The sequence below is a fragment of the Bacillus sp. FSL E2-8900 genome (genome assembly GCF_037966225.1).
Taxonomy (GTDB): Bacteria; Bacillota; Bacilli; order Bacillales; family Bacillaceae_G; genus Bacillus_A; species Bacillus_A cereus.
This window is the reverse complement of the sequence record NZ_CP150193.1, coordinates 4,838,636-4,861,083: the sequence shown is the minus strand read 5'-3', so window position 1 is coordinate 4,861,083 and position 22,448 is coordinate 4,838,636. Positions and strand designations below refer to the sequence as shown.

Genomic DNA, 22,448 nt, shown 5'->3' with positions numbered 1-22,448 from the left:
GATTAATAGATGAGGTGAATCGATGAATAAGAAAGCAGTACTTGTCCTTGTTGTTTTTGTATTGTTTGTTGCTTCGATTGTGAGCGGTAAATTGTACTGGAATAAGAAGATTGCAAATGCAACAGGACAAACGAGTGAAGTAACGAAAACAAAGGCTGAAGTGAAAGATAGCGGAGCAAAGAAAGAAGAGAAAAAAGAAGAGAAAAAAGAAGAGAAAAAACAAGATGCGAAGTCATCTTTTAACGAAGCATATGCGAAGAACTTGCCAGATGCAGTGAAAGAGAAGTTAAAGAAAGCTGCCCAGGATAAAAAGGCAGTAAACCTTATTATTGTTGGTGATGAAGCTTCTTCATCTGAAAAAGGTGCTTGGGCAGCTAAGTTAACGGCTAATTTAGAAAATGCTTACGGTAAAGGTTTATGGAATGTGACTGTAAAGGAATATAAGGGTGAAAGCACAGAAGAGTTAATCGCGAATAAGCGTGATAAAGAGATTGCGAAAGAGAATCCAGATGTGATTTTATTTGAGCCACCATTTATTACTGATAACGGTAAAACTGGTAATGGAAACTCTGTAGTAAATACACAGAAGTTCGTTCAAGCACTTTCTACTAGTGCAAAGGGTGCTACAATTATGATTCAACCATCAAATCCAGTGTATGGTGCGAAAAATTATCCGAAAGCGATTGAAGCATTAAAACAATTTGCAACGCAAAATAATTATACATATATTGATCATTGGGGAGCATGGCCTGATGCATCAACAAAGGCTATCCTACCATATTTAAAAGAAGAGTTTGGTTTCCCAACTGCTAAAGGTCATGAAGTTTGGGCACAATATGTAACGGATTATTTTGTAGCTAAATAATAAAAGGGGAGAGGGTATCGTCGACAAAATATGTTCGACAATACCCTCTCTTTTTTTATAGGATTTTTGCTATACTAAACTGTACTATAATACGTGGTGGAAGGAGGAGAATGATGAAAATACTTGTGGTTGATGATGAATCGAGTATTCGTAATTTGATTCGGATGCAGTTGGAGATGGAAGGTTATGAAGTGTTGGCAGCGGCTGATGGGAGAGAAGCTTTAGAGAGATGGAATGAAGGGCCGGATGTATTGATTTTGGATGTTATGCTTCCGGATACGGATGGGTATGAGTTGCTTCGTTTGTTCCGTGAGAGGGATAGGGATATTCCGGTGCTTATGTTAACGGCAAAGAGTCAGATGAATGATAAGTTGCTTGGCTTGCAGCTTGGTGCTGATGATTATGTGACGAAGCCGTTTAATTATGCGGAGCTTATTCTTCGGGTTAAGAATATGGCGCGGCGTGTAAAGAAGAAGGAGGCGGCTGTAAGTCATGAAGTAATTGAGGCTGGAGAGATAGTGATTTGTCCTAAGGAAAGAAAGGTACATGTGAGTGGACAGGAGATTCAGTTAACGTACCGAGAGTTTAATTTATGTCAGTTGTTTGTTTCAAATCCGCAGCGTGTGTTTATGAGGGATGAGTTGCTTGAGAAAGTATGGGGGTTTGAGTATATCGGAAATACGAGAGCAGTTGATATTATGGTGCAGAGACTTCGCAAGAAGCTTGGGACGAGCGGAGAATATATTAAGACAATTTATGGCGTTGGCTATAAACTGGATTGTTAAGTGGTGATGGTATGTCTTTAAAGCGAAATATGGTGTTCGGAATAGTTGGGCTGTTAATTCCGATTTTTGTTCTTTTATATGCAGTTGTTTATATTACGTTAGAAAAGAATATGTATCATAACGCAGCAGATTCTTTAGAAAAGTTAAGTGTAGAAGCACAAATTTATACGATGAATTATTTAGAGAAGGAAGCAGAAGTGGATACGCTTGGTCCGAATTCACTTTTAATTGCGTCGTATTTAGCAAAGCGTATGGATGTCCGTGTGCAGATGATCGGGAAGAATGGCGATGTTGTTGCAGATACACAAAAAGGAGCATTGCTTCACCGTAACATCGACATTGAGAGTTCCTTGAAGGGAAAGAAGTCTTATGTTTTTGAGGAGGCGGATCCCGCTCCCATTCTTTTGTTTTCAAGCCCGGTTTATTATGGAAACGATGTCATTGGAAGTATTCGTTTTATAAATGAGTTAACGGGTGAGAAGGAAGTGTTAACAAATGTGAGCTGGACGTTCTTAATGACATCTCTTTGCCTAGTAGCTACCGGTATTTTCTTTGCGATTCGTTTGGCGAAGTCTCTTCATAAACCAATTGATCAGTTGAGACAAATGGCACAGAGGCTCGCGAATGGTGATTATAAGAGTAAGATTGAGTTAAATGAGTACGTGGAAATCGCTCAGCTTTCAGCATCTTTTAACGCGATGGCCGATGGAATTGAGCTGCATATTAAGCAATTGCAGGAGGAGAAAGAGAAGCAGAAAGATTTCCTAGATCGCATTACGCATGAGTTAAAAACCCCGCTAACGGCAATTATCGGTTATGTTGATTTAATTCCGAAGTTACATTCGAAAGAAGATGTACAAGAAAGTCTTCGTTATGTGGCTGTGGAAAGTGAGCGTTTATTATCACTTGTAGAGGAACTGCTTAAGTCCTCGAAATATGGGACGAGTACGTTTGAAGTGTCTCCTACAGTTGTGAACATAAAGGAATTGGCAGAAGAAGCAGTTTCAATTGTGAAACCTCGTCTAAATCAGTTTGAAATTGAAGTGATAAATGAGTTAACGGATGTACATGTTGTCGCGGATTTTGATAAGACGAAGCAAATTTTCTTAAATGTGCTTGATAATGCAATTAAGTATAGTGATGCTTCGCACATTCGTATGAATGTAATTGTGAATGAGTATGAGGCGAAGGTTTTTGTTCATGATGATGGGATCGGTATAGATGAAGTGGTGCTTGCAGAGTGGAATGAGTCTCCGAAAGGGAAGGCACTTCCTTCTAGCTACGGGAATGGTTATGGTTTGTATATTTGTCAGGAGATTATGAATAAGCAGGGCGGAAGCATGCGGATTGAGAGTAGTGAAGAAATAGGTACTACAATATTCATTACATTTTTGCTTCCGAGAAGGATGGAAGACATAAAAAACTTGAAAGCGGTTAAATGATACATTTATGAAACAATTATGCGGTATTTTCGAAACAACGTTTTTTTATCTTGGAGGTAGGCAGAAATGAAAAGGCTATCATTTCAAATTCTTATGTTTGTCATTTGTATGATTGTTTCTCTTGTTTTGTTTTATGTTATGGAGAAGCAAATATATAATCGAATCAACATTGTAAATGATAAACAAGCCGTTTTACAAAGGGTGAATGAATCTCTTCCAATTGAAGTGAAAGTAAGACATGAAAAGTGGGGAGAAATCGTTGTAACGGATGAAGTTCGTTTGCATACGATTATTTCATTCTTTGACCGAATTCGAATAGAGCCTGGGGACGTTAAGAGCCAAGAACAAGTATTTACTGGAGAAGTAACGTACTTGAATGGACATAAGCGTACTTTTGCAGTAGGTGACTTGTTCCAGTATGGGGAAAATGTATACGGAAAGAATGGCATGGATCCGATGATTTCAGCACTTCAAACGTATTTATTAAGCCTGTATTACACGCCAGAGCGTATTAGTGATTTCTTTGCTTCAGCAAAGGATGTCGTAGTACGTCAAGGTGATGTGGTACGTACTATCAATCTTACGCACATACTTGATTCTATTCGATACGCAAAGCAAATTACAGATTACGGAGAAATTCAGAAGTTATTACAATCGCAGAATGAACCGATTGCTTATATTACAGCTTATAAAATAGGTAAGCGTGTAAAGAATGATCGTGAAGATATTCTTACGATTTCTGTGTATCCATCGTACTTTGTTGTGCAATATCTCGGTGATAATAACGGAAATGTCATGTATATGAAAGGCTCTCTAGCAGAGTTATTCGTAAAGGAGAATGCGTCATGAGAAAGATAGCCTTTTTCTTCTTTTTGCTAGTAATTGGAGGAGCGATGTCTAGTTGCTCTCGAGATACAACCTCTATTAAATATAGTAAAAATGGTCTCCCTATTTTGGATGATCGTCATATTGTTGCGTATGTAGCGGCTCGTGAGGAAGTTGGTGAAGCGTTACTTTCATCATTTTGTAAACCACGTGGATGTACGTATGAATTTATTCGTCTTTCAACAGAAGAACTTCTTCGTAGAGTGGAAGAAGAAGCTGGAAATCCGAAGGCGGATATTATTATTGGCGGTACAGTAGATGCGCATCAAATGATGAAGCAAAAAAATCTTTCTATTCCTGTGATAAGCCAACATGCAAATCGTATTTCAAAAACTGTTAAAGATAAAGATGGTTATTGGTACGGTTATGAAGTGGAGAAGCTGGCAATTGCGATTAATAAAGAGCGGTGGAACGAGGAAATAGCGCCGCTCGGTCTCTCGTATCCGTTAAGATGGAAAGATTTATTGAATCCAGTATATAAGGGAAAGATTGTCATGCCCGATCCAAATGTTTCAGGTACAGCATATACGTTTTTCCAATCACTGATTGATACGTTAGGTGAAGAGGGAGCGAAGGAATATGTGAAGAATCTGGCAGAACAAGTTGGAGAAGTAACAGTGAATGGTTACATTCCAGCAGAACTTGTTGCGAGCGGTGAATATATGATAGGCATCAACTTTATGGGAGATCAGAGAATGCTTCAAAAACAAGGCTTTCCGATTTTAAGTAACGAACCTGAGCAAACAGGGTTATCTGTTAATGCGATTTCTAAACTAAAACGTGCACCGAGTGGTATTATTGCGGATTTATTTATTGATTATTGTTTATCAGAAGAAGCGGGGCATATTTTAGAAAAAGTGTCGTTTGGCGTACCAACGATGTTTGCGAAGAATGAGAAAGAAATAGAAGGACAGCCGGTTAGAAGGACGAACCAAAATATATCAAATAGCGGAATAATCGAGATATGGAATAGACAGCGTCTCTCTCTGAAGTGAGAAAAGGAGACGGAAATATATGTTTAAATGGCTCAAGCCAGCACCTGCAATTGAGAGATTGCCAGCGGATATGATCGATCGTGTATATCGATTACTACGTATTCGTGTGTTAATCGGGATTTCAGTTGGATATGCTGCTTATTATTTAGTTCGTAGTAACTTTAATTTATCTACTACGTATTTAGTAGACGAGTTCGGATTTAGCACTACACAAATCGGATTATTAGGGGCAGTAATGGCTGTTGTTTACGGACTTAGTAAATTCTTTATGGGTAATTTATCGGATAAGGCATTTGCTCAACGATTTATTGCAGTAGGTTTATTTTTATCTGGGCTTGTTAATATTTGTTTCGGTTATGCATCTTCCTTTGGGATGATTTTAACATTACTTGTTCTAAACGGTATTGTACAAGGTATGGGAGCACCACCTTGTAGTATTGTTATGACGAAATGGTTTTCAAAGAAAGAACGTGGGACGAAAACAGGTCTTTGGAATATTTCACATAACGTTGGTGGATTACTTGTTCCACCATTCATTGGAATTGGTGTAGGTATCTTCGGTGAAAGTCATTGGCAAGGTGGCGTATTTATTTTCCCAGCGATTATCGCAATGGTAATTGCAGTTCTTGTTTGGATTAATGCGAAAGATACGCCAGAATCTGAAGGTCTTCCGCCAATTGATGAGTATCGTAATGACTATGAAAATCTTGAAAAAGCAGATAATGCTAACAAGATGTCTCCAAAAGAAATTTTAATGAAATATGTAGTGAAAAATAAATTTGTTTGGTTCTTATGTATTGCAAATGCATTTGTTTATTTAATTCGTTTCGGTGTTATTAACTGGGTACCGATTTACTTAACCACAGTTAAAGGTTTTACGAAAACAGAAGCACATGCAGCATATTCAATATTTGAAGCAGCAGCGATTCCAAGTTCTTTAATTGTCGGTTTTTTAAGTGATAAATTATTCAAAGGAAAACGTATGCCATTATGTGTTATGAGTATGGCTGGGGTTGTTGTTGGTACGATTGTATATTGGCAAGCAACTAGTATACTTGTTGTAAGTATTGCAGTTTCTGTAATTGGTTGTTTAATTTATGTACCACAGTTCTTAATCGGTTTAAGTGCAATGGAATTAGTACCTAAGTTTGCAGTAGGTACAACAGTTGGTATGTGTGGTCTGTTCGGTTATGTTGGAGGTAGTTTCGTAGCTAACGCAGCAATTGGTATTATTGTTGATCGTTCTGGCTGGGATGGTTGCTTCATGTTACTGTTAGCAGGCGGTATTTTATCAACAATATTCTTACTGATTGTTCAAATGGGACATGAGAGAAAATCTTCTAAAGTAGTATAATATTTTATTTAAGAAAGCTATCCGATTGTTATATTGGATAGCTTTTATATTTTTATTTAGGAAAAACAAACAGTATGTAAAATTGAAGTTTAATGTGTAAAAGATTTTTGTTACTTAATATAATTTTTTTAGATTTAATAAACCAATTACGTACATAGTTAGACCGAAAAATCCGCCGCCACAGATGAAAATTACAACCTTAAATAAAGAAATAGAGATTTCTTCTGAGCCTACATAGGGAAGGATATAATTCATAAAAACAAACATTTGAAAGCCCCAAAGCACACCTGCTTTTAAGCCAGCTTTTCTTAATTTTTTCTTATGTTGTAAATATTCTTCTTTTGTTGCACATTCAGTATCACTTAAACCCTTTTTCTTGAATTTAAAGGCTAAGTAATTAGCGTAAATCATATTAGATAGAAAAATGAATATTGTTCTTATAGATATTGTGTGATTCATAGTATCAACAAGTAACATAATAAGCATTACCAACATATTTAACCACCACAAACCAATTCCAGCTACAGATAACTCTTTATTGATTTCTTGTTTTTGGTATTCATCTCTCTCACTTAGTGTTCCAACAAAACTATTATAAACTCTTTCTTTCCATTCAATTTTCATCATTTAATCTCCCTCCCAAAATAGACTGTTTAAATCTGTTTCTAGTGCTTTTGCTAATTCGATACATAAGGCTAAAGAGGGATTATATTTATTGTTTTCAATTAAGTTTATTGTCTGTCTCGCTACGTTAACTTTTTTAGCTAATTCTAGCTGTGATAGACCTTCAGATTTTCGATATTGTTTAACGTTATTCAAATATAAACCTCCCATTAATAGTTGTAGATCTCATGCACCAAAATGTCATTTATATGTGACATTTTATAATTGAATAGATGAAATGTCAAATATATATGACAAAATAGCGATGGTGCAATTAGGAAAATGATTTTAATGATTCATTTTGGCAAGAAGTTTGTTAATAAAGAATGGCTTTCATTCAATTAAAATTGCTCTTTTTCCTTTCCTTAAATCTATCTTAAAAGATATAATGTCATATTTCTAATCATTGGAATTTTTGTTACAATATAAATGGATGTGTAAAACTTTGTAAAAATAATGTAATAATATGTAATATATTTTCAGAAAGTTTTATACAATTTTTATATTAAACTATTAAGTTATAAAAAAGGAGCGGTAATATGTTACCAAATACGGTTCGTACTCCAAACAAGAAGAAGAAATGGATTATTATTGGGGTTATTGCACTAATTGTTATTGTAGCGGCAATTAATATTTTTGTTATGCAAGGTAAGAAGAAGGGCGCATCAACAAATGCTGATGCTGTAAGTTTTGAGAAAGTGACAGAGCGTAAGCTGAATAATACGAAGTTAATTTCTGGTCAGGTGAAGCCTGGTAATATTGAAAGCTTCTATGCAGATCCGGCCAAAGGGAAAGTGAAAGATATTGAGGTAAAAGAAGGGCAAGAGGTAGAGAAAGGCACGAAGTTATTCTCTTATGATAATGAAGAGATTAACCTTCAAATGAAGCAAGCTGAGCTTGATCAGAAGATGGCGGATATGCGTTATGATCAAGGGAAAAAGAAGATTGATTCGTTGAAGAAAGAAATTAAGAAGGCGAAAGATAGCGGAGCTGGGAAAGAAGTAACAGATCCGATGGACGAGCAAGTAAACGAGTTAGAGATAGGACAAAAAACAATTGACCTTGAGAAAGAAAAAGGAAAGTTGCAGAAAGAAGAGTTAAGTAAGAAGCAGAAAGAACTTACGATTTATAGCAATTTTGCTGGTGTTGTTCAAAAGTTAGATAAAGATGCGGCACAAAGTTCATCTCAAGCGTTAGGTGGTCAAGGAAAAGCGTTTTTACAAGTAGCTTCTAAAGATCCATTCCAAGTTCAAGGTACGTTAACTGAGCTTCAAAAGTCACAAATTCAAAAAGATCAAACATTCACTGTAACTGCGAAAGCAAATAATAAGAAGAAGTGGACAGGTAAGATTACAGAGGTAAGCGAATTCCCAACGAGCGCAGAGATGGCGCAAGCTGGCGGCGTGGGTGAAGCAACTCAAAATATGTCTCAGTATACATATAAAGCAAGTCTTGATAGTCAAGATGGTTTATCTCCGGGTTATCATGTTTCATTGCAAGTAAACTTAGAGAATAAGAAGATGATTGCTGTCCCAAGTAAGAGCATTGTAGCAAAAGGCGATGATGCATTTGTTTATGTTGAGGATAAAGGGAAGCTTCGTAAACAAAATGTGAAAAAAGGTTCTACTGATGGAGATTGGACAGAGGTTGTAGAAGGCGTAACAGTGGGGCAAAAGGTGGTTAAAAATCCTTCCGACGATGTGTATGACGGAATGGAAGTGAAAGAGAAATGATTACGTTAAATAATATTGCTAAAACGTATTATCAAGGAAAATTGGCGGTGCCGATTTTGCATGGTATTAGTTTAACAATTCAGAGCGGTGAGTTCGTTTCGATTATGGGACCGTCTGGTTCTGGTAAGTCGACGCTTATGAATATTATCGGTTGTTTAGATCGTCCAACAGAAGGCGAATATATGCTGAATGACGTGAATATCTTAACAGCAGACGAGTCAAAGCTTGCTTTAATTCGTAATGAATATATTGGCTTTGTATTCCAGCATTTTAATTTACTACCTCGTCTTTCCGCAGTGGAAAATGTTGAGCTTCCGCTCGTATATGGTGGCGTGAAGAAAGCGGAGCGTCGCAAGCGTGCTTTGGAGGCGTTAGGTAAAGTTGGATTGGCAGATCGCGTGCATCATTTACCAAATGAGTTATCAGGTGGACAGAAGCAGCGTGTAGCGATTGCAAGAGCAATTGCAAATAATCCAACGTTCATTATGGCTGATGAACCGACTGGTGCACTTGATACGAAGTCTGGTGAGCAAGTTATGGATATTTTCACGAAGCTTAATGCAGAAGGTACGACGATTGTTATGGTTACGCATGAAGAGGAAGTAGCAGCTTATTCTTCTCGCCGCATTGTACTGCGAGACGGGAAAGTTACAGAAGATAGAAGGTGTGCGGTATGAGTTTACTAGATAGTATAAAAATTGCCTTATCTTCTATTTTAGCTCATAAACTACGTTCTGCTCTTACGATGCTCGGTATTATTATCGGGGTAGGTTCGATTATTACTGTCGTTGCAATTGGGCAAGGCGGGGAAGCGATGCTGAAGTCGAAATTCGCGGGTTCTGGTGGTAATAACCTTATGCCAATTCAATTTAAAGCAGATATTAATGATGAATTTGCTATAGGTGGATTTGAGATACCGAAGTTAACGGAAGAGGATATTTTGGAAGTAAAACAAGTGAAAGATGTTTCACACGTTATTACAACAAATTCGACGACAGAGACACTTGATGTAAATGATAAAAAAGCAAGGCTGAATGTTATTGGTCTTGATAATGAATATTTTGCGGTTAATAAAGTAAAGGTCGTAAAGGGACGTACTTTAAACGAATCAGATATTTCTCATGCAAATAACGTTGTGATGATTAGTACAAAAACAGAGGAGACGTTATTTAAGGATGTAAACCCAGTTGGACAAATTATTGAGATGAAGGGACAGCCAATGCAAATTATTGGTGTGTATACATCTGATAATGAGTTTATGGGATTTGAAATGGAAGAAGCGTTAATCCCTCTTACATTATGGCCTGTTTTATACGGAACAGATGATATTCAAAATATCGCCATTCAAGCTAAAAATGTAGACAATTTAGAAGTAGCAGGGAAACGAGCTGTTGATGTATTAAATAGTCGTAAGCCAAGTGAAATCCCAGGTAAATATGAACTGGTGAATTTAAAAGAACTCCAAGAAAATGTTTCTAAAGTAACTAGCATCATGACGATGATTATCGGTGGTATCGCTGGTATTTCATTAGTCGTTGGTGGTATTGGTGTTATGAATATCATGCTTGTATCTGTAACGGAGCGTACACGCGAAATTGGGATACGTAAAGCGCTTGGAGCAACGCGTAGTAAAATTTTATTACAGTTTTTAATTGAAGCCGTTATGTTAACACTTCTAGGTGGTTTGATCGGAATTGGCCTTGGGTATGGCGGAGCATATATCGTTTCTACATTCGCAAAATGGCCACCACTCGTTTCATGGGAAGTTGTCGTTGGAGGCGTACTGTTCTCGATGACACTCGGTATTATTTTCGGATTAATTCCAGCAAATAAAGCTGCGAAATTAGATCCAATTGAAGCATTACGTTATGAGTAATTAATAGTGTAGTAGAACTACACATTACCGTTCTAGTGGGCGGTTCGTAGCCTCTATATGAGGAAGTGAACCGCCCGTTAGAACGGGTTATATAAATAGAAGGAGGCGTTATAATGGAAGCTAATATTAATACGCAAGATGTAGGTGCGAAGAAGCCATCATTATTAGGAATGATTACTTCTCCAAGTGAGCAGTTTGAGAGAATGAAGACGAGTAATGCAGTTTGGGGTGCATTTTGGCTACTTGTTTTAATAGCTGGGCTTGTTGGGGGATTTGCTGCTTATGTATATTCTCTAACACCTGAAGCAATTAAGCTTAATAAGGAATTAGGTGTTACTGTTTCAGCTGCAATGACATATGGTATGGGATTTGGGATAATTGCTATTAGTATGGCATTTGTCTTTCTACTTAGTGCTGTGGTGTATAAAGTGTTAATGGTATTTATAAGCAATGATACTTCTTTTAAAAAGTTATTAGCGATTACTGTATATTCAAGTGTTATTTCATTACTAGGTTTATTAATAAATACGATTTTAGCATATATTTTAGGTGGATCAGGTCAAGAAATGTACACTGGCCTAGAGCCAATTTTTGCTTCAAGTAGTGGTGTTGTAAAAGGCATTGTAAGTAAATTTGAAGTGTTTACAATTTGGGGATATGCAGTTACATGGCTAGGTCTTCAAATTACAGCAGGTTTGACTAAAAAGCAGGCAACAATTATTACTATTGTTTTCTTTGTTTTAACTCTTGGAATCGGAGCTTTACAAGGTATGTTCCAATAAGGAAATAAGATAGAAAAGGTGGCTCTTCCAAGAGTCACCTTTTTTATTTTTACCCCTATTTCAAATACCACCAACAAAATTTCAAATACTATCTAGTGTAATTTCAAATTCTGTCGGTAGTATTTGAAATTACTCACAGTGAAATCTTTTCTTTATTTTTATATTGTGAAGGTACCGCGGAATACTAGAAAGGTATACCTTTTAGAAACGGGTACTGTGTGAAGCCAGCGACTTTTAAAGAGGCAGTTGTTTTGTATGAAGGGATGATTGTAAATCAAATAAAGAAATTAGGTATTCGTAAAGATTATGAAGAGTATTATCAATGTGGTTTAATTGGTCTTTGGCATGCGTATGAAAGATTTGATGCAAAGAAGGGGTATTTCCCTGCATATGCAGTTGTAACGGTGCGTGGTTATATATTAGAGAGATTGAAGAAAGAGTTCGCAGTGCAGGAGAGATGTGTATGTGTAGGTGAGTATGAGGATATCTTTCATTTTGAGGATGTTGAAATAAGAGTGAAGGATTTTATGAGCGTGTTAGATGAGAAGGAGAAGTATATTATTTTTGAACGTTTTTTTGTGGGGAAGACGATGGGAGAAATCGCTTTAGAGACGGAAATGACATATTATCAAGTAAGATGGATGTATCGGCAAGCACTCGAGAAAATGCGAGATAGTGTAAAAGGATAAAAATAGAAAATAGAATGGAAGGTAAGGAAATACTACCTTCCATTCCATTTATTATTAAGGTGATGAATCTTGCATGTTCATTTGGGATAATACATATCCAGCTTTCCATAATTGCTGGCTTAACTTATGGGGACTAATTTGTATCGTTACGGTAGCTCCATTTGAAAAATGAATTTTAGCTTGTTTAGCTTTTTTGAAAAACTCTATTGTATGAACATGTTTGAAGAAAAGCCAAATGCAATTTGGAGAAGCAGGAGATTCTGTTGGGAAAGCACAAATATATTCTCTATGATTGATCGGAATTGGAACGTTTTGTTTGAATTTAAATTTTGTTTTTACGGCATTACGTCTCCCTTGATAAGTAGAATGAATATTTGTTAGACAAGATTTCTGTATAAGTTGGAGAGCAGTTTGACAGGAGTAAAGATGGTTCCCGCTACTGTCGATAATTTTTGTGCGGTAATAAGGGTGTTTACATGGTTCAAGCATCATTGTAGAACTAGAAATAAAAATGTTGTTTTCATTATCCATAATTCTATATCCTCCCTTATAATTTTCATTCCGAATATAATTATATATAAATTAAGTAAATTTACTGTTAATATTCTATTTCATATTGTAAATTTTGGCTATTCGTTTACAATCAATAGGTGATAGTCTTTCTAATTTGCATCGCTTGTACATATATATGAAAATAGAAAAGAGTAGGCGGTGATATAGTATGAAGAAAAAGTATATTATTATGGCTTTAGTTGTCGTTCTCCTAGTATATTTAGCAAACAGTAATCCGAGTAAGGGCGAATATACAGAATGGGCAGCGAAGCAGTTTATGAAGCGTAATGATGTGAGTAAGAAGCTAGATGAAGTTCAAAAAGAGAATGAAGAGGGTCTCCTTGGCGACTTGGCATCGGCCGGTAAAAAGTTAGCGAAAAAGTATGTTGAGCCACAAGTTGGGTTATTAATTGATCATTATACGAAGCGAAATGATTATATATTCTTCTCAACATATACGACTGAGTTTGATATAGGTGAAGAACATTATAAGTACGTATGCGTCGGTTTTTCAAAGATTTTTATTCCGATTGAAATGCCGAAGAAAAAAGACGAATCTGCAAAATGATGCAGATTCGTCTTTTTCATTTTATAGAGTAATTGGAACTTCAGATATATTTTTTTCTACAAGGCGAGCTCCCTTTTTTCGTGTATTTTCATCAATGGATGAAAATACAGATGAGGCGAGGATTGTATCCATTACTTGATTTACGACTTGTGCATCGATTGGTGTGATGGGCGTATCGATAGAAAAAACGACTGTTTTTCCATCTTCTTTTGCGAAAATCAACTCTAGTACGTGCATGTGTTATTCCCTCCTTTGTATTTATCAAGCTATTTATGGGATTTGGGTCTGCCGGTTAAATTGCGGTCTAATACTCAGCGGGGATGAATAAAATCCCCACTGATCCGAGTTTTACTTTATAGTTTAGAAAGATCTGATGTGCTTACAAGTTGTACAGCGTGAAGTGGTGATGCTTGTAAGGAAGCTAGAGCATGAGCTACGTTGTGTACTTGATCTAAGCTCGCATTTGTTTTAACACGTTTAAATTGTTTGCTCTTGAAAACTGTTTTGCCGTTCTTATCTAATCCGTTGTTTAAGACAAGACGTAAAGTTAAATCCATTACGATTGTTTCAATTGCCATGTGTATCACCTCCTTTCACTTTATAAATAGGGTACAAATGTCATGTTTTGGCGTGAAATTTTTTCTTTTTTTTGGTACCCTTAAAAGATTAAGAGAGGAGAATTCTGGATAATGAATCGTAAATGGTTATTTTGGATTCCTGTATTACTGTGGATGGGGCTGATTTTCTATTCTTCGGCACAACCATATAAAAAGCAGGATATGCGTTCAGATATTGAACAATATGTAAATGTTGAATTTGTGAAAGAGCATTTTTCATGGGTATCTATTGATTATGGTGGAGGAACCCCTGTTAGTATTGCGAATAAAGGTGTAGGCGGATTTATTGAGTTTTTCCTTCGTAAAGGTGCTCATTTTATGGTGTTCTTTATGCTAGGTTCATTGATTTATTACGCTTTTCATCGATCAGGTCATTCGAGGAAAAGATGTTTTATATATGCCCTTCTTTTCGTTGCGGGTTATGCAACATTTGATGAAATTCACCAATGGTATACGGGAGACCGCACACCAATGTGGCAAGATTCATTGCTTGATACGTGCGGCGGATTAACGGGAATTATAATAAGTAATTGGTTTTGGAATAGAAAAAAGCGCTAATCTCATTTGAGATTAGCGCCTTTTTTTGCGAGTAGTAAAACTCCACTTAACTGGCTTGATTCAAGTTTCACTTTATACACCAAGTAATTCTTTTAGTTCGTCTGTTGATAGTTCAGTCATCCAGCTATCGCTTGTGATGACCGCATTGTTTAGAGATTGTTTTCTTTCTAGCATTTCATCAATTTTTTCTTCTAATGTTCCTGTTGTAATAAGTTTGTGAACATGAACAAATCGTTTTTGACCAATGCGATATGCGCGGTCTGTTGCTTGATTTTCCACAGCTGGATTCCACCAACGGTCGTAGTGAATGACATGGTTGGCAGCGGTTAAGTTTAATCCTGTTCCGCCAGCTTTTAAGGATAAGATGAAAATGTCATACGTTCCGTTTTGGAACTCCTCAATCATCTTGTCGCGATCTTTTTTCGGCACACTACCGTTTAAGAAGAGGACACGCTGGCCGAATTTTTCTTCTAGCACACGTTTTAGCATGTTCCCCATGCCGATATATTGAGTGAAGATGAGGCAACTTTCATTTTGATCTTTTATATTTTCGATGAGCTCCATTAACGTTTTTGTTTTCATAGAGCGTTCAACGACATTTTGTGGCTCTTCTTCTTTTAAATAAAGAGCTGGATGATTACAAATTTGTTTTAGCTTGTTCAGCATAAGTAATATAAAGCCGCGTCTTTCAATTCCACTTAATCCTTCGACATTTTGCAGTGTATCTTGAACAAGTTGTTCATATAAGGAAGCTTGCTCACCAGTAAGAGGACAGTAAGCTTTTTGTTCTTGTTTATCTGGTAAATTTAATGCGACTGTTTGATCTTTCTTCGTTCGGCGCAGTAAAAATGGTGAGATAAACCGTTGAACTTGCTGAATTTTTCCTTCATCACGATCTTTTTCAATCGGTGTGACGAAGCGACGTTGGAATTGCCCTAAGCTTCCGAGATATCCATGATTAATAAAGTCGAAAATGGACCAAAGTTCAGCGAGGCGATTTTCCATCGGCGTACCAGTTAAAGCGATTTTGTGATTTGCTTGTAAGTTTCGTACTGCTTTCGACTGTTTCGTATGTGGGTTCTTAATATTTTGTGCTTCATCCAAAATAACAGCATCCCAGCATAATGAAGTTAGTTCTTCCTCATCGAGTTGAGCCAATGCATAAGATGTTAATACAACATCTGCTGATTGAAAGAAATCTTCAAAAGAATTGCCCTTATCTCTATTACTTCCGTAATGTAATTGAACACGTAAATTCGGTGCGAAACGCTCAAATTCTTTTTGCCAATTTCCAAGAACAGATGTCGGCGCTACGATTAATGCAGGGCCTGTTTTGAGATTGTTTTCTTTTATATATAGTAAGTAAGAGATTGTTTGAATACTTTTCCCGAGTCCCATATCGTCAGCTAGCAATGCTCCAAATCCAAGCTTTCGTAAATATAACAACCATTCAATGCCGTGTTGTTGATACGGACGAAGTGTTGCGTTTAGTGAAGTAGGGACATCTACTTTTGGAATATCTCCAATATGAAGCAGCTTTTGGAATAGTTCCTCATAATATCCATCTAGTTCAATTTCAATATCAGTAAACGGACTATCATCTTCTACAATTTCTGTTTCAGCCGTATTTGATAAATGTTGCTGCAGGACATCTTTCATCTCTAGTCCGTATTTATCGGCACGGTTCATGAGTTTCCTTACTTCTTCGATAAAGGCTGGATCTAGTCGCATCCATTGACCGTTTATATTAAATAGACGTTTGTTTTGTTCAACGAGTTCGAAAAATTCGCTTTCTGATAAATCAATGCCGTTCGTCGAAATGCGCCAATCAAAATTAACGAGCGTATTCATACCGAAGAACGATTGTGTTTGTGCTGTATTTTGCTTCAGCTGGACACGTAATTTCGGTTTTGTTGCTTTTAAATTTTGCCACCATGATGGTAGTAAAATTGTAATGCCGGCTGCAAGTAACTCGTCGCTTGCTTCTGTTAAGAAGTTCCACGCTTCTGTTTCAAAGAGTTCATTTCGGAACGTATCTCCTTCTTTTAACCACGGTATGAGCTTACTAAAACCTTCTTGTGTTTCTGTAATCCGTTCTTCGTAATCGTGCCATCTTTTCGGTAAGGAATCGATGTTTTCATATACATATATGCGATGCGCCCCGCGCTTTGGTGTCACAATTGTTTCAAGCTTCCACATTTCAAATTCTTCTTGTGGTTCTTGTAATCTTAGTCCGATTGTAAACGGAAGATCATCTTCAATATAACCAATTTTTCGAAGCCAATCTTCTTCATGTAGTGCTGTTTCCAGTTGTCTTTTCGTAAAGTCATAATGTTCATATAGTCTTTTAGCATCTTCCCAGCCGTCATTTGAGCGGTTGTCTTGTAATATGCTTTCATTTACTGCTGCTGAGAAAAGCGATGCTAATGTTTCATCTTCAATTGGTGTATTTTGAACTTTCCAAGATGGTTGTTTAGGCCAATGATTCATATCTGGTACGAAACTACCACTCGTAAAGGCATCCCATAGTTCATTTGCATCTTTCGTAAGTGCTGTAATCGTGCCATTTATTTGAATATGTGCAAAGGAATTCATCGGTTTGTTTGCAATGTATTCAAAGGCTTGTGCATTTGTTAGCAGCACACCTTGTTTTCCTTCAAAGGTTGCTTCTTTTAGAAACGTACCGTAGAAAGAAGTGGAGTGCCATGTGAATGCATTTCGTTTCCAACTTGTTACGGATAATGGAGTACCGCTGTCATCTTCTCCCCAAAGGAACCAACCTTGACTAACATGCTGGAGCCTAATTGTTACTTCAGTTTGATTGATCATCGATTAATTTTCCTTTCCGTAATTCCTCTTGTAGTGCACGCAGGCGTGAATGGAGATTGGCGATGTGAATAATGAAAGCATCCCATTCATCGGTGCGTTTTAATCGTTTATATAATGTCCGTAATTTCTTTAAGTAACGAACTGCACGTTTATATGATTTACGATTTCGTTCTTCAATCGCCTCTACAGCAGCAAGATGGTAAAGAGGAAGTGCCACTTCTGGCGCTTCTTTTTCAATATCTTTCAGTGGCTCTTTCAACAGTTCAATTGCCTCAAATCCATATAAGAGATGAAGCTCTGCCCATGTGCGATACTGTTTTTTCGCGAGTACGTACTGTTCGTAGTTTGTGAAACTATACGGTAATAGTTCTTGTAAAATCATTTCAAAACCAGCTTGTTCATTTGTATGTGTTGCGTATGTTTCATACATGATTACAAATAGCCGAACGATATCTTTTATGAAAAGCGTATTTTCGTGATCTTGGATCGTTTTCTTTACTTGTTTATACGTAAAGGAAAGCCAGTTTTTTGCACGATCCCATTGCATGGCACTTAATAGTTCTTCTAACCAATAGAAGTATAGACTCACAACAGAAGCAGGCTGTTTTTTTAGTAAGTCCATCGCTAGTAGATCTTCGTCATTCAAAAAGAGAAGATGGGAAGACGCTAACGCTTTGGATAGTGGATTGATTTTCGTATCGATTCGTTTTTCTTCTTCTTGTATTTTCTCTTTATTGTTTAAAAGTTCACTCCATATGTGACGATAAATGAAAAATCGCTCTTGCGTATAAGTGTCGGTAGAGAAGAATACTTCATGAACGAGACGAGCTGTTTCTTGCAAAATTATTTCAGACTCTGAAGGAATCGCTTCTGATTGTAAGTCCCGAACGATGGATTCCACTTTGTCTACAAATAGGCGAACGACATTAACAGGTTGGTGATAAGAATACGTTTTGTTTGCTTCGAATGCCTGGATTTCTTCTAATAATTTTTGAAAGCAGTAAAGTGCTGCATGTAACCTGAATAATTCATGTATGGCGATGACGCGCGGAGCTTTCCGCTCAAGCTTCGTATAGAAATCTGTAAAGATACTCATAAGAAAATACATTTGTTTATAAGTAAGGCGAGCTTGTTCTTTTTTAAATGATTCATATTCTTTTTCAAAATATGATTCCCAACTTTTATAATCCGTTTCTTCAAAAGCTGATGATTGCAATACTTGTCTTGCAGTTCGAATAGGAGGAAGGGAAGGTTTCGTATTATTTTTAAATAAAGTTAATACATCTCCTACTTGCCCGAAACTAGACGCTGCAGATAGTAATACAGCGAGCATATGCTCACATTGTGTTGGTGCGAAGCAATCACAATAACTTTCAGCGACATTACGAATCGGAATATGAACGCTATATACGTTGCCTTCCGCATCTACAGTTCCTGATAGTGTATAACCATCAAAGTCAACGTTGTAGACAACACCACTACGATATAGGTGCCGAGCTGTAGCGACATGTTCCTGATCAGCTGTTTGCTGTGGATCTAGTCCTTGAACGAACTCATTCGCAATCATCATAATTTCATCTTTCGTAATTGAGTGTTGCAGCATAATATTCCTCCGTACACATATTTCTTTCCTTTACCATTATAAACAAAAAATGCTCAAAACAGAAAAAATGAAATTTGGATTACATAACTTGAAAATCATGGTAATATATAAAATGTTAATTTCATATATTAATATATATGTATAGGAGGAGAAATGATTTGTCAGATTTACAGACGAAGTTAGGTAGTGGAATGAATAAGTTACAAGAAGGAATAGAACAAGGGAAAATGAAGTTGCAAGTTGCACAAGAAATTGCTCAATTGAAAAAGGGAATGCAAGTGCAAATGCAGAAAAAAGCAGAGGTTCTATTAGAGGTTGGACAGCAAGTGTATGTTCAATTAAGAGGAAGTGGAGTAAATGAAGCGAGCTTAAAAGAAATGATTGCTCCAGTTCAAGAATTTGATGTAGCTATTTATCAAGCAAGAAAGCGCATTGTTGAATTGCAAAAACAACAAGGTGAAAAAGCTACATGTGAATGTGGTGGACCTTTATCAATAAATGATAAGTTTTGTGGTTCGTGTGGAAAGCCTAACCCGATGTTAGCAGTAGAAAATGAAGGTGAAACGGTAAATTGTATTTCATGTAATGAGCATATCGATAAAAACTCTACTTACTGTCCAGTTTGTGGAATTAAGCAAAGTGGGGAGTGAATTAAATGTATTGTCGCACATGTGGAAAACAACATGGTGAAGAAGTAAATTATTGCCCAAATGAAGGTAGTATGGAGATTGCAGGAGCTATAGATGCAGTAACATTAGAAAAAGATACTGCAAAATACTGCAGAGGTTGTGGCAGTGAAAATGCTCAAAAAAATTTATATTGTCAAAAGTGTGGGTATTCTTTATCTGTTGTGAAGAAAAAAGAACAAACTGTAAAATTGTCTACAATGGATGGTGCTCCTAAAGTTGAATTTAAAGCAGATAAAGCCGTTTTACAAAAAGGTTTTATTGGTGGGGCTGTTGCAAGTATTCTCATGTTAATTGCTGGTTGGATTGGTAGTTTATTATTTGCCTCTATGTTAAGTGAGATGTTTAGCAAATTTGCGAAAGAATTAGAAATGTTGCCAAGTTTTTATTCGAGTGCAACTTCTACGATGTTAAGTTATCATTTACTTGGTTTTACAGCTAATGATGATAGTGGATTGATATTTTCTTTATCTTGGCATACTCCTTTTACATTACTATTAATCATTCCATTTATTATTTTCGCTGGTACAGGAATTTGGTTAGGAAAACAGCATGTTGCGAAAACGATTAAAGATCAAATCTTTATGTCAGCAACAGTTGGTATTATTTATGGAGTCTTTTTATTCATTATAAGTTTTATAGCATCACAATCTTTTGCAATTCCATTCTCAGAAGCAGGTAAGATTACGGTTGGCTATTCAGCGATGAAGAGTTTATTGAGTGGTTTTGTATGTGGGACATTATTTACCTTATTAGGATTTATTGCTCATACAAGCAAAAACAATATGGCAGCAGCATTTCAAGAGTTAATGCCATATGGAGCGTCTGTTTATTACGGTGTTTCGGCTATGATAAAAGGACTTTTAGTAACAGCAGTAGCGGTTTGTATTATGGCGTTAGTAAGTAAGGAAGACGGTATTGAACCATTAAAAGAAATAACAACTTTAAAATCTGAAAGTACATTATTAGCATTAGAGTTAACACCTCAATTATGGAGTATGGCTCATTTTGCGCCGTTAGAAGTATCAAGTCCAGCACTTAGTAAGGAATTTACTAGAATTGGTAAGAAATCAAATGCATATGAGAGCACACTATCGTTTTCATTTATATCAGGCGTCTCTGTAAATGGCGTAGAGCTTAGAGAGATATTGATTTCAAAAGGAGCAAATGAGGGAAGCCTTGCAGAATTTGATAAAGTGAATAACGTATTCCATTACGGTTTATTACTGCTTATTATTCCATTGTTCTTTATGTTTAGAGCGGGAAGAAAGTTAGCTAAATTACCGACTGCCAATATATATATTACATTAGCGGTATGCAGTGGTTCTTACACAATTATGATGATTGTAATGAATATGATTTCTAAGTTCCAAATTAATGTTTCAGGAACTGTAACAAGTTTATTTGGAACAAGCGGAACAGTACTATCTATGCAAAATTCATTTACATATTTAATTTTGTTTAGTTTTATTGTGACATATGTAGCGGCATTTGCTGGAATGAAATTAGCTAAAAAATAGGAGGAGAGCACGTTGAAGTTTTGTGGAACATGTAAAAAGAACGTTGCAGACCATTTGAACTTTTGTCCTGAGTGTGGGAGTAAAGTAGAAGTAATCGTTGATAACACTGCTGCTTCATATACAGAATTACAAAGCGAGACAAAACCAGTGAAAAGTAAGAAAAATTTATTTTTAATCATTGGTTTTGCCATTATTGCTGCATTATTATTTGGGGCATATAAATTTGGAGCATATAAGTTTTCAAAAGAAAAGCAAGTAAATGTAATGATTGAAGCATTCCAAAAGAAAGATATTAATGCAATTGATGAGTTTGTAAAAGCAAATGATTCAAGCTTAAAGATTAAGACAGAGGATCTTAAAGCGTACATGCGTTATTTAAAAGAGAATCCTTCTTACAACAAACAATTACTGTCTTATTTACAGAAAGAGACAGTAGATCAAAAGTTAACAAAAGATAAATCTTCATTTAAGGACGGGGAAATAGTAGAAGAGGGAAAAGAGTGGTTCTTATATCCAAAGTATAAGTTCAGCATGAAATCTTATTATATGAGCGTTAGTACAACTGCAAAAAATACAGAAATATATGTGAATGACAAAAAAGAAGCAGAGCTTTCTAGTGATAAAACTTCGAAAGAGTTGGGGCCATACTTCCCAGGTACATATGTTGTAAAGGCAACGGCGAAGACAGAACTTACTGAATTAGAAACAGAGAAAGAAGTAGATTTAGCGGATGAACAGAGCGAGAAGGTGAAAGTGGATTTATCGCTTGAAGGCAAGTATGTAAGCATTTCTTCTGATGAAAGTGATGCAACTGTATTTGTGAATGGGAAAAAACGTGGAAAATTAAATTATGGAAGTTATAAGCTTGGCCCTGTATCCACAGATGAAACAGTAGAAGTACATTTAGAGAAAACTACTGATCTTGGTGTGATGAAATCTGAAAGTGTTAAAATTGGAGACCAAAGCACATATTACTTAAAATTCCCGAAAGAAACATCAAGTTCAGCAGTGGGCGAATTTGTAAGAAATCATATTTATGATAACGTACGTGCAATTTCATTAAATGATTTTAGTTTAATTGAAAATAATTATGATAAGAGCGGGAAATCGTATAAGGAAGACCGTGATTATATACAGTATTTACACAAAAAAGGAATTACAGAAGACTTATTAACGATGGAAGTTCGTAATGTAGAGCGTCAAAGTGCTACGAAATATAAAGTAACGACATATGAAGAGTACCATATTCGTTACGGTGATGGATCTGTGAAGTTCAAAAGTTTTAATAACGAACATATTATAACTGTGAATGGAAATGGAAAGATGTTGTATCATTCTCTTGGTGCAAATAATACGTTGAAATCAGAAGATGTATCTGGTCCAACTCGTTAATATGAGAGAAGCTGTTCAATATTTGAACAGCTTCTTTTTTGTAGCTAAATCGAT

23 protein-coding genes are annotated in these 22,448 nt (G+C 36.3%); 16 read left to right on the top strand and 7 right to left on the bottom strand.

The window, feature by feature from the left end:
- Nucleotides 1–22: 22 nt before the first annotated feature.
- From NST90_RS24965 to NST90_RS24940, 6 genes are all read left to right on the top strand, one after another.
- Nucleotides 23–865 carry an SGNH/GDSL hydrolase family protein gene (locus tag NST90_RS24965; RefSeq protein WP_074618705.1) on the top strand — a complete coding sequence of 281 codons (843 nt, stop codon included), beginning with the start codon at nt 23–25 and terminating at the stop codon, nt 863–865.
- Between the two features lie 113 nt (nt 866–978).
- Nucleotides 979–1,650, top strand: coding sequence for a response regulator transcription factor (locus NST90_RS24960; RefSeq protein WP_074618704.1), 672 nt, complete (start codon nt 979–981; stop codon nt 1,648–1,650).
- 11 nt (nt 1,651–1,661) lie between these two features.
- Nucleotides 1,662–3,092, top strand: a complete 1,431-nt coding sequence (locus NST90_RS24955; protein ID WP_074618703.1) for a HAMP domain-containing sensor histidine kinase — start codon at nt 1,662–1,664, stop codon at nt 3,090–3,092.
- A gap of 66 nt (nt 3,093–3,158) precedes the next feature.
- On the top strand, nt 3,159–3,941 hold the full coding sequence (locus NST90_RS24950) for a DUF3919 family protein (RefSeq protein WP_074618702.1): 783 nt from the start codon (nt 3,159–3,161) through the stop codon (nt 3,939–3,941).
- Nucleotides 3,938–4,972, top strand: a complete 1,035-nt coding sequence (locus NST90_RS24945; protein WP_283748280.1) for an ABC transporter substrate-binding protein — start codon at nt 3,938–3,940, stop codon at nt 4,970–4,972. Before NST90_RS24950 ends, NST90_RS24945 begins: the two co-directional genes overlap by 4 nt.
- Nucleotides 4,973–4,991: 19 nt before the next feature.
- Entirely contained in the window at nt 4,992–6,326 is a 1,335-nt protein-coding gene (locus NST90_RS24940; RefSeq protein ID WP_025709692.1) for an MFS transporter, read from the top strand.
- A 114-nt stretch (nt 6,327–6,440) separates the two neighbouring features.
- Here NST90_RS24940 and NST90_RS24935 read toward each other — a convergent pair whose 3' ends face one another.
- Nucleotides 6,441–6,953 carry a DUF3278 domain-containing protein gene (locus NST90_RS24935; protein ID WP_283748279.1) on the bottom strand — a complete coding sequence of 171 codons (513 nt, stop codon included), beginning with the start codon at nt 6,951–6,953 and terminating at the stop codon, nt 6,441–6,443.
- On the bottom strand, nt 6,954–7,145 hold the full coding sequence (locus tag NST90_RS24930; RefSeq protein ID WP_001067015.1) for a helix-turn-helix domain-containing protein: 192 nt from the start codon (nt 7,143–7,145) through the stop codon (nt 6,954–6,956).
- Nucleotides 7,146–7,528: 383 nt separating this feature from the next.
- Between NST90_RS24930 and NST90_RS24925 the strand changes: the two genes are divergently transcribed.
- The 5 genes from NST90_RS24925 (at nt 7,529) to NST90_RS24905 (ending at nt 12,069) form a co-directional block, all read left to right on the top strand.
- The gene (locus NST90_RS24925) at nt 7,529–8,722 is read left to right on the top strand and encodes a biotin/lipoyl-binding protein (RefSeq protein WP_044306710.1); all 1,194 of its coding nucleotides are present in this window, start codon (nt 7,529–7,531) and stop codon (nt 8,720–8,722) included.
- Nucleotides 8,719–9,399 (top strand): ABC transporter ATP-binding protein, encoded by a 681-nt coding sequence (locus NST90_RS24920; RefSeq protein WP_000631624.1) that lies wholly within the window; start codon nt 8,719–8,721, stop codon nt 9,397–9,399. Before NST90_RS24925 ends, NST90_RS24920 begins: the two co-directional genes overlap by 4 nt.
- A complete protein-coding gene (locus tag NST90_RS24915) occupies nt 9,396–10,598 on the top strand; it encodes an ABC transporter permease (protein ID WP_044306709.1) in 1,203 nt (400 codons plus the stop codon). The genes NST90_RS24920 and NST90_RS24915 overlap by 4 nt, the downstream gene beginning before the upstream one ends.
- A 113-nt stretch (nt 10,599–10,711) precedes the next feature.
- Nucleotides 10,712–11,380, top strand: a complete 669-nt coding sequence (locus NST90_RS24910; protein WP_016123795.1) for a Yip1 family protein — start codon at nt 10,712–10,714, stop codon at nt 11,378–11,380.
- Nucleotides 11,381–11,598: 218 nt separating this feature from the next.
- Nucleotides 11,599–12,069, top strand: coding sequence for a sigma-70 family RNA polymerase sigma factor (locus tag NST90_RS24905; protein ID WP_000801286.1), 471 nt, complete (start codon nt 11,599–11,601; stop codon nt 12,067–12,069).
- Nucleotides 12,070–12,123: 54 nt separating this feature from the next.
- On the opposite strand, the gene NST90_RS24900 is transcribed toward NST90_RS24905, so the two are convergent.
- Nucleotides 12,124–12,600, bottom strand: coding sequence for a competence protein ComK (locus NST90_RS24900; protein ID WP_000368309.1), 477 nt, complete (start codon nt 12,598–12,600; stop codon nt 12,124–12,126).
- Between the two features lie 190 nt (nt 12,601–12,790).
- On the opposite strand from NST90_RS24900, the gene NST90_RS24895 reads away from it, so the two are divergent.
- Nucleotides 12,791–13,189 carry a DUF4359 domain-containing protein gene (locus NST90_RS24895; protein WP_000731405.1) on the top strand — a complete coding sequence of 133 codons (399 nt, stop codon included), beginning with the start codon at nt 12,791–12,793 and terminating at the stop codon, nt 13,187–13,189.
- Nucleotides 13,190–13,210: 21 nt separating this feature from the next.
- Here NST90_RS24895 and NST90_RS24890 read toward each other — a convergent pair whose 3' ends face one another.
- Nucleotides 13,211–13,426 (bottom strand): DUF2922 domain-containing protein, encoded by a 216-nt coding sequence (locus NST90_RS24890; protein ID WP_044306708.1) that lies wholly within the window; start codon nt 13,424–13,426, stop codon nt 13,211–13,213.
- A gap of 116 nt (nt 13,427–13,542) precedes the next feature.
- Nucleotides 13,543–13,767 (bottom strand): DUF1659 domain-containing protein, encoded by a 225-nt coding sequence (locus NST90_RS24885; RefSeq protein WP_000963861.1) that lies wholly within the window; start codon nt 13,765–13,767, stop codon nt 13,543–13,545.
- Between the two features lie 111 nt (nt 13,768–13,878).
- Between NST90_RS24885 and NST90_RS24880 the strand changes: the two genes are divergently transcribed.
- Nucleotides 13,879–14,364, top strand: a complete 486-nt coding sequence (locus tag NST90_RS24880; protein ID WP_001080707.1) for a VanZ family protein — start codon at nt 13,879–13,881, stop codon at nt 14,362–14,364.
- Nucleotides 14,365–14,436: 72 nt separating this feature from the next.
- Here the strand turns inward: NST90_RS24880 and NST90_RS24875 are convergent, their stop codons facing one another.
- On the bottom strand, nt 14,437–17,193 hold the full coding sequence (locus NST90_RS24875) for a DEAD/DEAH box helicase (protein ID WP_048534548.1): 2,757 nt from the start codon (nt 17,191–17,193) through the stop codon (nt 14,437–14,439).
- Nucleotides 17,177–18,796 carry a hypothetical protein gene (locus NST90_RS24870; RefSeq protein WP_000939145.1) on the bottom strand — a complete coding sequence of 540 codons (1,620 nt, stop codon included), beginning with the start codon at nt 18,794–18,796 and terminating at the stop codon, nt 17,177–17,179. Before NST90_RS24870 ends, NST90_RS24875 begins: the two co-directional genes overlap by 17 nt.
- 158 nt (nt 18,797–18,954) lie before the next feature.
- On the opposite strand from NST90_RS24870, the gene NST90_RS24865 reads away from it, so the two are divergent.
- The 3 genes from NST90_RS24865 to NST90_RS24855 are packed head-to-tail and all read left to right on the top strand — an operon-like array spanning nt 18,955 to nt 22,394.
- Complete coding sequence (locus NST90_RS24865; protein WP_001281753.1) at nt 18,955–19,446, top strand: zinc ribbon domain-containing protein; 492 nt, start codon at nt 18,955–18,957, stop codon at nt 19,444–19,446.
- A 5-nt stretch (nt 19,447–19,451) separates the two neighbouring features.
- Nucleotides 19,452–21,002 (top strand): zinc ribbon domain-containing protein, encoded by a 1,551-nt coding sequence (locus NST90_RS24860; protein ID WP_048534551.1) that lies wholly within the window; start codon nt 19,452–19,454, stop codon nt 21,000–21,002.
- Nucleotides 21,003–21,014: 12 nt separating this feature from the next.
- Nucleotides 21,015–22,394 carry a hypothetical protein gene (locus tag NST90_RS24855; protein ID WP_098770362.1) on the top strand — a complete coding sequence of 460 codons (1,380 nt, stop codon included), beginning with the start codon at nt 21,015–21,017 and terminating at the stop codon, nt 22,392–22,394.
- Nucleotides 22,395–22,448: the final 54 nt, after the last annotated feature.

What these genes read in the sequence shown, in the direction of transcription:
- NST90_RS24895 (WP_000731405.1), top strand. Translation starts at nt 12,791, where the DNA reads ATGAAGAAAAAGTATATTATTATGGCTTTAGTTGTCGTTCTCCTAGTA.
- NST90_RS24935 (WP_283748279.1), bottom strand. Translation starts at nt 6,953, where the DNA reads ATGATGAAAATTGAATGGAAAGAAAGAGTTTATAATAGTTTTGTTGGA.
- NST90_RS24920 (WP_000631624.1), top strand. Translation starts at nt 8,719, where the DNA reads ATGATTACGTTAAATAATATTGCTAAAACGTATTATCAAGGAAAATTG.
- NST90_RS24915 (WP_044306709.1), top strand. Translation starts at nt 9,396, where the DNA reads ATGAGTTTACTAGATAGTATAAAAATTGCCTTATCTTCTATTTTAGCT.
- NST90_RS24860 (WP_048534551.1), top strand. Translation starts at nt 19,452, where the DNA reads ATGTATTGTCGCACATGTGGAAAACAACATGGTGAAGAAGTAAATTAT.
- NST90_RS24940 (WP_025709692.1), top strand. Translation starts at nt 4,992, where the DNA reads ATGTTTAAATGGCTCAAGCCAGCACCTGCAATTGAGAGATTGCCAGCG.
- NST90_RS24945 (WP_283748280.1), top strand. Translation starts at nt 3,938, where the DNA reads ATGAGAAAGATAGCCTTTTTCTTCTTTTTGCTAGTAATTGGAGGAGCG.
- NST90_RS24875 (WP_048534548.1), bottom strand. Translation starts at nt 17,193, where the DNA reads ATGATCAATCAAACTGAAGTAACAATTAGGCTCCAGCATGTTAGTCAA.
- NST90_RS24960 (WP_074618704.1), top strand. Translation starts at nt 979, where the DNA reads ATGAAAATACTTGTGGTTGATGATGAATCGAGTATTCGTAATTTGATT.
- NST90_RS24900 (WP_000368309.1), bottom strand. Translation starts at nt 12,600, where the DNA reads ATGGATAATGAAAACAACATTTTTATTTCTAGTTCTACAATGATGCTT.
- NST90_RS24885 (WP_000963861.1), bottom strand. Translation starts at nt 13,767, where the DNA reads ATGGCAATTGAAACAATCGTAATGGATTTAACTTTACGTCTTGTCTTA.
- NST90_RS24965 (WP_074618705.1), top strand. Translation starts at nt 23, where the DNA reads ATGAATAAGAAAGCAGTACTTGTCCTTGTTGTTTTTGTATTGTTTGTT.
- NST90_RS24890 (WP_044306708.1), bottom strand. Translation starts at nt 13,426, where the DNA reads ATGCACGTACTAGAGTTGATTTTCGCAAAAGAAGATGGAAAAACAGTC.
- NST90_RS24910 (WP_016123795.1), top strand. Translation starts at nt 10,712, where the DNA reads ATGGAAGCTAATATTAATACGCAAGATGTAGGTGCGAAGAAGCCATCA.
- NST90_RS24925 (WP_044306710.1), top strand. Translation starts at nt 7,529, where the DNA reads ATGTTACCAAATACGGTTCGTACTCCAAACAAGAAGAAGAAATGGATT.
- NST90_RS24880 (WP_001080707.1), top strand. Translation starts at nt 13,879, where the DNA reads ATGAATCGTAAATGGTTATTTTGGATTCCTGTATTACTGTGGATGGGG.
- NST90_RS24955 (WP_074618703.1), top strand. Translation starts at nt 1,662, where the DNA reads ATGTCTTTAAAGCGAAATATGGTGTTCGGAATAGTTGGGCTGTTAATT.
- NST90_RS24870 (WP_000939145.1), bottom strand. Translation starts at nt 18,796, where the DNA reads ATGCTGCAACACTCAATTACGAAAGATGAAATTATGATGATTGCGAAT.
- NST90_RS24950 (WP_074618702.1), top strand. Translation starts at nt 3,159, where the DNA reads ATGAAAAGGCTATCATTTCAAATTCTTATGTTTGTCATTTGTATGATT.